Here is a 9,965-nt window from a genome sequence, read left to right as displayed (position 1 = left end):
GGCCCGGCGTTTCCTTGAGACCGCCCCGTGAGCAAAGCTTCGCCCAACCCACCCTCCGAGGGAGTCAAGGAAACCTGGGATGACCCGGGGCTTCCTTGAAATACATGACGGATCGCCACGTCGAAGCCGTCGCGGGCCAGGGAGCTGATCTGGGCCGACAGATCGAGTTCGATCGACAGCTCCGGGTAGGCCCGCAGGAAGGCCGGCACCAGCGGCACGATGTGCTGCCGGCCCAGGGCCACCGGCGCGGTTACCCGCAGCAGGCCGCGGGGCGTGTCGGCTAGCTCGCGCACGCCGGCAAAGCTGCGCTCGATCTGCACGAAGGCTTCGCGGGTGGCCTCGACCAGCCCCTGGCCGGCTTCGGTGAGACGCAGGCTGCGGGTGGTGCGACGCACCAGGGGCACGCCGGCCGCCAGTTCGAGCTCGCGGATGCGCTGGCTGACGGCGGCCTTGCTCACCCCCAGCCGTGCCGCCGCCCCGGTGTAGCTGCCGGCCTCGGCGAGCACGCCGAGCCAATGCACGTGGCCCCACAGGGCTTCGATTCGCTGTTTTTTCATGTGCTCATTGTTCAATATTCCGAACAGTGAAACCAGGCTTTGCACCTTCCGCCCCGGCCTGCAGCTGCCTACACTCCAGGCCTCGCTTCCCCAACCCGCCCCGAGGTCTCCTATGCAACTCACCCCACGTCTCGTCGTGATGCTCGCCACCCCACCGCTGATGTGGGCCTGCAACGCCGTGGTCGGCCGCCTGGCGATCGAGAGCATCGGCCCGCTGTGGCTCAACGCGCTGCGCTGGATCGTCGCCTTCGCGCTGCTGCTGCCCCTGGGCTGGGCCGCGCTGGGCACGGCAGAGGCGCGGGCGCAGATATGGGAGCGCTGGAAGGTGCTGTCGATTCTCGGCCTGATCGGTGTGGGCGCCTACAACGCGCTGCAGTACATGGCGCTGCGCACCAGTACGCCGCTCAACGTCACGCTGATCGCCTCCAGCTCGCCGGTGTGGACGATGCTGATCGGCGCCCTCGCCTACGGGGTGATCCCGACCCGCCTGCAGCTGGCAGGTGCGGTGCTGTCGCTTTCGGGCGTGGCGCTGGTGCTGTCGCGGGGCGATCTGACCGCGCTGGCCGATGTGCGCCTGGTGCAGGGCGACCTGCTGATGCTGCTGGCGATCCTGGGGTGGTCGTTTTATAGCTGGATGCTCGCCCGGCCGCCCGCGTCGATGCGCGGCGAAGCGCGCCCGGCCTGGAACTGGGCCGAGTTCCTGGTGGCCCAGTGCGTCTTCGGGGTGGCCTGGGCGGTGGGCGCGGCGGGCCTGGGCGAGCTGATCGTGCCGAGCGGCGCCATCCAGTGGTCGTGGCAGCTGGGCGCGGCGATCCTCTTCGTGGCGGTCGGCCCGTCGATCATCGCCTACCGGCTGTGGGGCCTGGCGGTGGGCGAAGCCGGCCCGGCGATGGCGGCGATCTTCTACAACCTCACGCCGCTGTTCGCCGCCATTTTGTCGGCTGCGGTGATGGGCGAGGCGCCGCAGACCTTCCACGCCGTCGCCTTCGGGCTGATCGTCGCCGGGATCTTCGTGTCGTCGCGCTCGCAGGGGCCATCAGCACGATCGAAGTAAGACCCTCCTCAGTTTCCCTCAAGAACCGGCGCCACCGACCGAAAACAAATGGCATCTGACGAGAGAACCTGATTATGCGAAACAACCAGCCAGTCACCGGCGTGGAGCGGTTTTTCGAGGCCGACGTCGCGATCGTTTCCCACAGCGACCCACAAGGGCACATCACCTTCGTGAATGATGATCTCTTGCGGGTCAGCGGCTTCTCGGCCGAGGAGCTGATCGGCGAGCAACACAGCCTGCTGCGCCACCCGGACATGCCCGCCGAGGCCTTCCGCGACATGTGGGCCACCCTCACACGCGGCCGCCCCTGGTCGGGCCTCGTCAAGAACCGCTGCAAGAACGGCGACCATTACTGGGTGCGGGCGGCCGTCACGCCTGAGCCGGAGGGCGGCTTCATGTCGGTGCGGGTGCGCCCCGAACGGGCCGAGGTTGACGCCGCCGAAGCCCTCTATCAGCGCATGCGCAGCGATCCGGGCCTCCGTCTCCACGAGGGAGAGCCCGCCAGGCGTGGCCTCGCCAGGCTCACCGAACGCGTGGCGCTTAGCGCCGACCGGATCCCCATCGGCCGGCGCCTGCTGCTGGTGATGCTCGTCGTGATGCTGATGCTCGCCGGCGCGCTGGTCGACAGCCTGTACTCCGCCCGCCGGATCGAGACCGAATACCGCAACCACATCTCGGCAAACATCGCCCGGCAGATCACCTTCGACAAGCTCTACGCCCAGGGGCTGCAGATGGGCCAGGCCCTGCGCAACGTGATGCTCGACCCCGACAACCCGAAGGCCTACGAAAACTACGCCAAGGCCGCGGAGAGCTTCGAGAAGCTCCTCGCCTCGGCGCGGGACGCGGACACGCAGCACTTCCGCTCGGGCCTGCCCGACAAGATCGGCGCCCTGCGGGGCGAGCAGCGGCAGGTCCACGACCAGCTCTTCGCCCTCGTCAAATCCGGCCAGCTCGATGCCGCCCGAAGCACCCTCAACAAGGACGAGACGCCCAAATGGCGCGAGATCCGCGATCTGCTCCAGACCGAAGTCCGGCGCCTCGACGAGCTCTCACCGCAGCTATTTGAGAGGCTCATCAAACAATCCGATCAGTCAGTCCAGCGCAGCATCGCGCTGGCCGTCGCGGCGATGATCCTCGGCACCCTGATCGCGGCGGCAATGCTCAGCCGGATCGCCCGCCAGGCCAGCCGCGCCCGGACCCTGATCACATCGATCGCCCACGGCAAACTCACCGAAACGATCCACCCCGGCGGCGAGGATGAGCTCGCCGCGATCCTCACCGACGTGGAGATCCTCCGCAACCGCCTCCATGAGGCCATCAGCTTGATCCAGCAGTCAGCCCGCGCCCTCACCGAGTACAGCGATCGCCTGAAGATCGCCAGCGCTGCAACGGTCGAAGCCGCCCAGGCCCAGAGCGGGCACATCGCGGCCATGTCGGCAACCGTCGAAGAGCTCTCGGTGACCACCGACGAGATGAGCAACAACGCCCGCGACGCCATGCAGGCCGCCCGGGAATCCGAAGAAGCAACCCGCGAGAGCGCCGAGGTGAGCCAGCAGGCCGCCACGTGCATCGACGGCGCCGCCCGGGCCGTGGCAGGCACCGAGCAGCGCATCGGCGAGCTGGCCAGCATGTCCGGCGAGATCGGCCGGGTCGTGCAGGTGATCCGCGAGATCGCCGACCAGACCAACCTGCTGGCCCTCAACGCGGCGATCGAGGCCGCCCGGGCCGGCGAACAGGGGCGCGGCTTCGCGGTGGTCGCCGACGAGGTGCGCAAGCTTGCGGAGCGCACCGGCAACTCCACCCAGGAGATCGCCGGCATGATCCAGCGCATCCAGGACGTCAGCAAGGCCACCACCGCCGACGTGGCCGCCAGCAGCCAGGTGGTCGCCGAGGGCGCCCGCACGGCCCTCCACGCGGGCGAGATCGCCGCCTCGGTGGAAAGCTCCGCCGCCCGGGCCGGCCGCGCGATGCAGCAGATCGACGACGCGCTGGCCGAGAGCAGCCAGGCCACCCGGGACATCGCCGCCCAGATGGAAATGGTCGCCCAGAGCGCCGAGAGGGACACTGAAACCGCCCGCCGTTCGGCCGACGAGGCCGTTCAGGTCGGGGTTCTCGCCAACAAGCTCAAGGCCCTCGCGGCCCAGTTCCACGCCTGAGCGCCGGGCACAATCTGGCCACGCATGAAAAAAGGGGGCTGAACGCCCCCTTCTGCTTGCCTGTGCCGGAGTGGCTCAGCGCGCCGGCACCATGATGTCGGCTTCGCCTTCGAGCACGACCTTGCCACGCACCGTGCACACGGTGTCGAACTTGGCCTTGCGCTTCTCGGGGGTCAGCTCCTTGATGGTGCAGCGGGCCACCACGGTGTCACCGATCTTGACCGGCGCCTTGAACTTCAGGGTCTGGGCCAGGTAGATCGCGCCGGGGCCGGGCAGCTTGGTGCCGAGCACGGTGGAGATGAAGCCGGCCGACAGCATGCCGTGGGCGATGCGGCCACCGAACATGGTGGAGGCAGCCAGCTCTTCGTTGATGTGCACCGGGTTGTAGTCGCCGGAGACGCCGGCGAACATCAGGATGTCCGCTTCGGTCACGGTTCGGGCATACACCGCGCTCTGGCCGACGGACAGCTCCTCGAACTTGTAACCGTAGAACTCTTCGAAATTGGGGGTCTGATCGCTCATAAGTGCTCCTGTAGGCGTGTGGGTAAGCATGATCTGCGCGCCGGCCGGCCTGGAGCCGCAGCGGCGCACCGCCCCGGCAGCATACCCCAAAACCGCAGACGCTTTGCTGCGGCAACCACGCTCCGCGAGGGGGCCCGGGCCCACCGCGCCTGGCCTAGAATGTCGGCATCGCCAGCCCCCTCCCCGCCGACCATGCCGTCCGCCCGCTTCGCTCCCGCCCGCCCGATCTACCCCGTCGCCGGCATCCGCGCCGTCGAAGCCCGCGCCCTCCCCGGTGCCGTGCCGCCCCTGATGGAGCGCGCCGGGGCCGCCGCCGCCGCGCTGGCCCTGCGCCTCCTCGACGGCCCCGGCAGCGTGCTGGTGGCCTGCGGGCCGGGCAACAACGGCGGCGACGGCTTCGTCGTGGCCCGCCATCTGAAGGCCGCCGGGCTGCGTGTGGTGGTGGCCTTCGCGGGCGAGCCGGCGAAGCTGCCGGCCGACGCCTCCGCCGCCCACGCCGCCTGGCTCGAGCACGGCGGCAGCACCAGCGCCGAACTCCCGCCCCCGCCCCCGGGCGGCTGGAACCTGGTGGTGGACGCCCTCTTCGGCATCGGCCTGCAGCGCCCCCTCGAGGGCCGCTACGCCGGCTGGATCGCCACCCTCAACGCCCAGCCCTGCCCGCGCCTGGCCCTCGACATCCCCAGCGGCCTCGACGCCGACAGCGGGCGCCGCCTCGGGCCCTGCTTCGCGGCCAGCCACACGGTCAGCTTCATCGCCCTCAAGCCCGGCCTCCTCACCCTCGACGGCCCGGACCAGTGCGGCGAACTCCACCTGCAGGAGATCGACGTGGACGCCGAAGCCCTCGCCCCCGCGCCGGGCCACGAGATCACCCCGGCCCTCTTCGCCGGCCGGCTGGCGCCCCGGGCGCGCAACAGCCACAAGGGCAGCTACGGCGACGCCGCGCTGATCGGCGGCGCCCCGGGCATGGTCGGTGCGGCCATCCTGGCCGGCCGGGCCGCGGCCAACCTGGGTGCCGGCCGGGTGCTCGTCGGCCTGCTCGACCCGGCCACGCTGCCCGTGGACATCCTGCGCCCGGAGCTGATGTTCCGCTCCGCCCCCGAACTGCTGGCCGAGGCCGGCATCGCCGCCTTCGCCGTCGGCCCCGGGCTCGGCCAGTCGGATGCCGCGTGGACGCTGGTGCACGCGGCCATCGCGCTGCCGGCCCAGCTCGTCCTCGACGCCGACGCCCTCAACCTTGTCGCCCGCGACCCGGGCCTGCAGGCCGCCCTCGCCCACCGCAGCCGGCCCGCGGTGCTCACCCCGCACCCCGCCGAGGCGGCCCGCCTGCTCGGCTCCACCACCGCCGACGTGCAGGCCGACCGCATCGCCGCCGCCTGCCGGATGGCCGGGCAGCTGAAGGCCTGGGTCGTGCTGAAGGGCTGCGGCAGCATCGTCGCCAACCCCGACGGCCACTGGTGGATCAACTCCAGCGGCAACCCGGCCATGGCCACCGCGGGCATAGGCGACGTGCTGTCGGGCATCCTGGCCGCGCTGCTGGCCCGGGGCTGGGACGCCGGCGAGGCGCTGCTGGCGGCCGTGCATCTGCATGGCCTCGCCGGCGACCGCGTGTGCGCCGCCCAGGGCCTGGACAGCGGGCTGCTCGCCGACGAACTCGCCCCCGCCGCCCGGGCCTGCTTCAACGCCTGGGTTGTGCCCTCGCCCGCCGACGCACCGCAGCGCCCGACCGAATAGTTTTCTGGGAAACCGAAAAAAGATTCAGAAAGTGCTTGACGACCCTCAGAGCCGTTCCTATAATGCGCGCTCTTACTCACCGGGCGGTTAACTCAGCGGTAGAGTGCCACCTTCACACGGTGGAAGCCACTGGTTCGATCCCAGTACCGCCCACCACAATTTAGCCTAGCGTTATCAGTAAGTTAGATGACGATAAGCGCCTAGTAAAAAATAAAAACAGACACCTCTAAGTGTCTGTTTTTATTTGTGGGTCAGGATTGCTATTAGGCAGCCTCATCCCTCGGCCTACGTAGCTTTTAATGCCTACGCATCCGCTGCCGCATACCTCAGACTCCCCGCCACACGCCCCCCCTTGCCATACGTCGGCCAGGCGCTTAGGCCGGCATAGAAATCCAGCCGCTCGGCGTTGGCAACAAAGTCCCTCAGCTGGAATTCGACGGCGCCGGGCAGTTGGTCGGCATGAAGAGCGCGCAGGGGGCAACCTGCTCGCGTGACACGCTGCCGGCTGCCATGCCCGGCACGCCCCGGGCGGTCGCCTCGATAAGCTGCACAATCCTCTCTCGCCCGGCGCCCATCAGGCTTTCTCCAAGGGCGCATGAGATTCGCTGCCATCAGCCAGCCGCTCGACGACGCGCACTCGCCAGCGGCGACCGGCAACCGCGTACCAGGATCTCCCTCAACTACATTCCGATCTCCTGCACAAACGCCAACACCGAACGCACTAGGCAACTTCCCGCCACCTTCAGCGCGAAAAACTCATCCGGCGTGATGACGGCACCGTACACACCGACGGATCGAGCACCACGCCCTGGGAGGTCTTTGCGACCGTCGAGAACGGCACGCCACCTGCCTCTGAGGGATGACTCGGATGTGCAGGCATGCGCACACGCAGTCACAAGGGGGCAAGGAGGTCATGGTGGCTGATCGCATAGCCATACACGGCCAATTTTAATAGCCACACGCGGACATTACATTACAGGAGAATCCATTCATGGATATTTCGTCGATAATCTCAACGAACCTGACGGCATGGATGGCCGCAACGCCAAGCCTGGATACGCTTCAAAAACTCGAAGCAAAATCAGGCGTTGGCTTTGGAACGATACGGCGTGCGAAAAACGGTGACGGCAACCTGACCGTCGACAGAGTCGCAGCGATCGCCGCCGCGTTCGGCCGTACCCCTGCCGAGCTGATGATGCCCGCGCCTACGGAAAGCACCGAAGCCGCCGCCCAGGCGCCCCGCCTCAGCGACGAACTGGAGCAGCTGCACGCCGAGGCTACCGCCAAGATCGTGATCGAACAGGCCGGCGAGGTACTGGGCCTATGGGCGACCCTCACACCCGAGCGCCGCCTGGAATGGCTCCAACAACTACGGGTCGAAGCCGGGCACCGATCGGGTGATGGCCGCACCCTTACGGCCCTGTCGCGCAAGCCCGGCCAGCCCGCTTCCGTCAGCCAGGATACAAAAGCGCGTCGAGAAGCTGACTAACCCCATAGTGCGCCAACTCCGGCGCCCGCTCATACACCCCCACCACCTGCAGCTCGTGCCGCCGCCCCGGCTGCAGCGCTACAAGCGCCACGCCCAGCAGCTCCCCCTGCTCCGCTCGGTCGGCGAGCCGGCGCAGCGCCCGGGCGGTCTGGTGCCCATGCAGGTCGATCAGGTCGGGAACGAGGCGCACAGCCATTGCAGGACAAGCGACTGTACCAATATCATCGGCATGGTACGCACTGCCGCCCCCGGTTTTGGACTTCTTGGAACCGAACCGTGACACAACAACTGGTTGCAACTAAATTTTAGTTGCACACCTTGCGAACTTCCGGATAATCCGGCATGTCGAAAATAGAAAAGCTGCTCTTGAAGCTTCGCCGCAAACCGGCACCCACCGACTTCACCTGGGATGATCTGATCACCCTCACGAGGCGTGCCGGTTTCAACGAAAGCTGCACCGGTGGATCCCACTACATGTTCCAGCATGAAAGTGGATATTTGTTCCGTGCATCCAAGACACACCCAAGTGGCCTGCTGAAGATGTACCAGATCAGGGGAGCCATCGAGGCACTCAAGGCCGTTGGGTTCATACCAGAGGGAAGCGACGATGAAAACTGAACTGACTTACAAAGGCTACAGCGGATCGGCTGAAATCAGCATTGAAGACGAATGCCTGCACGGCCGCATCCTGTTCATTGACGACCTGATCACCTACGAAGCGGAAACCCCCGCTGAACTCGGCCAGGCCTTCAAGCAAGCCGTCGACGACTACGTTGCCTACTGCGCCCAGATGGGCAAGCCCGCGAACAAGCCCTACAGCGGCTCGTTCAATGTCCGGATTGGCGCCGAACGCCACAAACAACTCGCCCATTACGCATCGCGCAACCGCATGAGCCTGAACGAGGCTGTGTGCCGCGCATGCGATGCCTTGGTGACATCGGCCAAACCCGGCCAGGTAACCCACAACCACATCTACCTGCAGGCCGGGCACACAGGCGATGGCAGCATCCAGATCGCCAACTCGACGCCGTTCATCAACGAGGATCAACAATGGACGCAGCAGGGTGCGAAATGGCAGCAATAACCACCTTTACGCCGGGCACGCCAACGGTCGTTGCGATCGAGGCACGTCGGCACCTACGTGCGGGCGAAGCGCCAAGAGGCAAGTTGTTCACGTATGTCGAGAACAAACTGACCTTTGCGGATGACCGCAAATACCTCAACGTGGAGCTGATTGCGCGCGTCGAAGGGAAGTCCGAATCAGGCGATGAAACCGCGTTTAGTGCTGAGTGCGTCGTTGAATGCGATTTCGAGTTTTCTGAAGCCGCCCCCGAAGAGTCCATGACTACCGACGAGTTCATGGGGCTGTTCGGCGGACCGCTGTATCAGCGTGCCGCGCTTCAGCTTCAGGATATCGCGTGGCGCATGGGTTACACAGCCATCCGGGTTCCCCTCTACGTAGGCTCCAACAACATCGCGATCGAGGAAGTGGCCCTTCAGCCCCCACCTCCCGCGAAACCCAAGCCAAAGCCCAAGCAAAGAAAGCCGGCGGCGGCCAAGGCTGCATCTGCCAAGGATTGATTCCGCTCCACCCGCAGACGTCAGTTCATGCGGTCTTACCTCGACGCCCCCACCGTCGAGCTGCAGCAAGCTACCACCCCTGGGCCTGTCAGCGCCAGCTGGCTCGCCCAGGTGCCCGAGAACTCCTTGCCGAGTACACCGACCGGGTCTATGCGTGGGAGCCCCCTCGGACATGAGCGCTTTCTTCGGCACGCTGGCACGGGCAACCGGGCGGCCTGAAATCCATCCCCTGCCATGCAGTAGAGCCGCTCACCCGCGCTCGGCGAGCCCCGTCGGCTTCACCAACGCCCGGATGCGCGCGACGCACCCATCCAGATCCTGTCGCAGTTCGTGCTCCCAGACCCGCACGACATGCCAACCCATCGCAGCCAGGGCGGCGTCCACCTGCCCGTCCCGCTCGCGGTTGCGTGCAATCTTCGCAGCCCAGAATTCGGGGCGGGTCTTGGGCTGGGTGCCGTGCTCCGGGCAGCCGTGCCAGAAGCAGCCGTCGACGAATACGGCCACCTTGGCTCTGACAAAGAACAGATCAGGGCGCCCGGGAAGTCTGGTTGGTCCTTCCAACCTGTAACGTAGCCCAGCCTTCCATAGCGCCTGCCGAAGCTTCAACTCAGGACCGGTGTTTCTTCCACGTATCCGGCCCATAAGTGCGCTGCGGAAGGGGCTGACAGCAGGATCAAATACCACTCGCAGCCCCTTTACAACCTCAGGAAGTCAATGCGTTCGCTTCCCCGCCATCATTTGACACGCCCATGTCGCCCCCAATGCTCCCAACTTAAGCTCCCTTATATGCCAAATGCTGGTGCGGCTTGACGCGTCGTGGTCTGGGGTAACTTCGCTCGGGTTGAACGCGGCAGTGATTGCACGCGATGGCGTCA

The 9,965-nt window shown here is 66.7% G+C and carries 10 protein-coding genes and 1 tRNA gene; 8 read left to right on the top strand and 3 right to left on the bottom strand.

The genetic code is table 11. From position 1 onward, the window contains the following. Positions 1 to 557, bottom strand: a 557-nt coding sequence (locus ZRA01_RS03565; protein WP_141349388.1) for a LysR family transcriptional regulator, incomplete at its 3' end; no start/stop codon positions are given. 112 nt (positions 558 to 669) lie between these two features. On the opposite strand from ZRA01_RS03565, the gene ZRA01_RS03560 reads away from it, so the two are divergent. Together ZRA01_RS03560 and ZRA01_RS03555 are read left to right on the top strand one after the other, a co-directional pair. Further along, the gene (locus ZRA01_RS03560; RefSeq protein ID WP_141349387.1) at positions 670 to 1,611 is read left to right on the top strand and encodes a DMT family transporter; all 942 of its coding nucleotides are present in this window, start codon (positions 670 to 672) and stop codon (positions 1,609 to 1,611) included. Between the two features lie 74 nt (positions 1,612 to 1,685). After that, positions 1,686 to 3,767 carry a methyl-accepting chemotaxis protein gene (locus tag ZRA01_RS03555; protein ID WP_141349386.1) on the top strand — a complete coding sequence of 694 codons (2,082 nt, stop codon included), beginning with the start codon at positions 1,686 to 1,688 and terminating at the stop codon, positions 3,765 to 3,767. 75 nt (positions 3,768 to 3,842) lie between these two features. On the opposite strand, the gene ZRA01_RS03550 is transcribed toward ZRA01_RS03555, so the two are convergent. Further along, positions 3,843 to 4,289 (bottom strand): MaoC family dehydratase, encoded by a 447-nt coding sequence (locus ZRA01_RS03550; RefSeq protein ID WP_141349385.1) that lies wholly within the window; start codon positions 4,287 to 4,289, stop codon positions 3,843 to 3,845. Between the two features lie 192 nt (positions 4,290 to 4,481). Between ZRA01_RS03550 and ZRA01_RS03545 the strand changes: the two genes are divergently transcribed. The 6 genes from ZRA01_RS03545 to ZRA01_RS03520 all read left to right on the top strand — a co-directional run bounded on the left by ZRA01_RS03545 (position 4,482) and on the right by ZRA01_RS03520 (position 9,090). After that, positions 4,482 to 6,020, top strand: coding sequence for an NAD(P)H-hydrate dehydratase (locus tag ZRA01_RS03545; RefSeq protein WP_141349384.1), 1,539 nt, complete (start codon positions 4,482 to 4,484; stop codon positions 6,018 to 6,020). A gap of 81 nt (positions 6,021 to 6,101) precedes the next feature. After that, positions 6,102 to 6,176, top strand: a tRNA-Val gene (locus tag ZRA01_RS03540). A gap of 835 nt (positions 6,177 to 7,011) precedes the next feature. Then, positions 7,012 to 7,509, top strand: a complete 498-nt coding sequence (locus ZRA01_RS03535; protein WP_141349383.1) for a helix-turn-helix domain-containing protein — start codon at positions 7,012 to 7,014, stop codon at positions 7,507 to 7,509. A gap of 342 nt (positions 7,510 to 7,851) precedes the next feature. Beyond that, entirely contained in the window at positions 7,852 to 8,127 is a 276-nt protein-coding gene (locus ZRA01_RS03530; RefSeq protein ID WP_141349382.1) for a HicA protein, read from the top strand. Next, positions 8,117 to 8,593, top strand: coding sequence for a type II toxin-antitoxin system HicB family antitoxin (locus tag ZRA01_RS03525; protein ID WP_141349381.1), 477 nt, complete (start codon positions 8,117 to 8,119; stop codon positions 8,591 to 8,593). Before ZRA01_RS03530 ends, ZRA01_RS03525 begins: the two co-directional genes overlap by 11 nt. Next, a complete protein-coding gene (locus ZRA01_RS03520; protein WP_141349380.1) occupies positions 8,581 to 9,090 on the top strand; it encodes a hypothetical protein in 510 nt (169 codons plus the stop codon). The genes ZRA01_RS03525 and ZRA01_RS03520 overlap by 13 nt, the downstream gene beginning before the upstream one ends. A 249-nt stretch (positions 9,091 to 9,339) precedes the next feature. Here the strand turns inward: ZRA01_RS03520 and ZRA01_RS03515 are convergent, their stop codons facing one another. Next, on the bottom strand, positions 9,340 to 9,774 hold the full coding sequence (locus ZRA01_RS03515; protein WP_281279834.1) for a very short patch repair endonuclease: 435 nt from the start codon (positions 9,772 to 9,774) through the stop codon (positions 9,340 to 9,342). Positions 9,775 to 9,965: the final 191 nt, after the last annotated feature.

It is taken from the genome of Zoogloea ramigera (assembly GCF_006539865.1).
Lineage (GTDB): Bacteria > Pseudomonadota > Gammaproteobacteria > Burkholderiales > Rhodocyclaceae > Zoogloea > Zoogloea ramigera.
This window is presented reverse-complemented; position numbering and strand designations above follow the sequence as displayed.

What these genes read in the sequence shown, in the direction of transcription:
- ZRA01_RS03535 (WP_141349383.1), top strand. Translation starts at nt 7,012, where the DNA reads ATGGATATTTCGTCGATAATCTCAACGAACCTGACGGCATGGATGGCC.
- ZRA01_RS03550 (WP_141349385.1), bottom strand. Translation starts at nt 4,289, where the DNA reads ATGAGCGATCAGACCCCCAATTTCGAAGAGTTCTACGGTTACAAGTTC.
- ZRA01_RS03555 (WP_141349386.1), top strand. Translation starts at nt 1,686, where the DNA reads ATGCGAAACAACCAGCCAGTCACCGGCGTGGAGCGGTTTTTCGAGGCC.
- ZRA01_RS03560 (WP_141349387.1), top strand. Translation starts at nt 670, where the DNA reads ATGCAACTCACCCCACGTCTCGTCGTGATGCTCGCCACCCCACCGCTG.
- ZRA01_RS03545 (WP_141349384.1), top strand. Translation starts at nt 4,482, where the DNA reads ATGCCGTCCGCCCGCTTCGCTCCCGCCCGCCCGATCTACCCCGTCGCC.
- ZRA01_RS03530 (WP_141349382.1), top strand. Translation starts at nt 7,852, where the DNA reads ATGTCGAAAATAGAAAAGCTGCTCTTGAAGCTTCGCCGCAAACCGGCA.
- ZRA01_RS03520 (WP_141349380.1), top strand. Translation starts at nt 8,581, where the DNA reads ATGGCAGCAATAACCACCTTTACGCCGGGCACGCCAACGGTCGTTGCG.
- ZRA01_RS03525 (WP_141349381.1), top strand. Translation starts at nt 8,117, where the DNA reads ATGAAAACTGAACTGACTTACAAAGGCTACAGCGGATCGGCTGAAATC.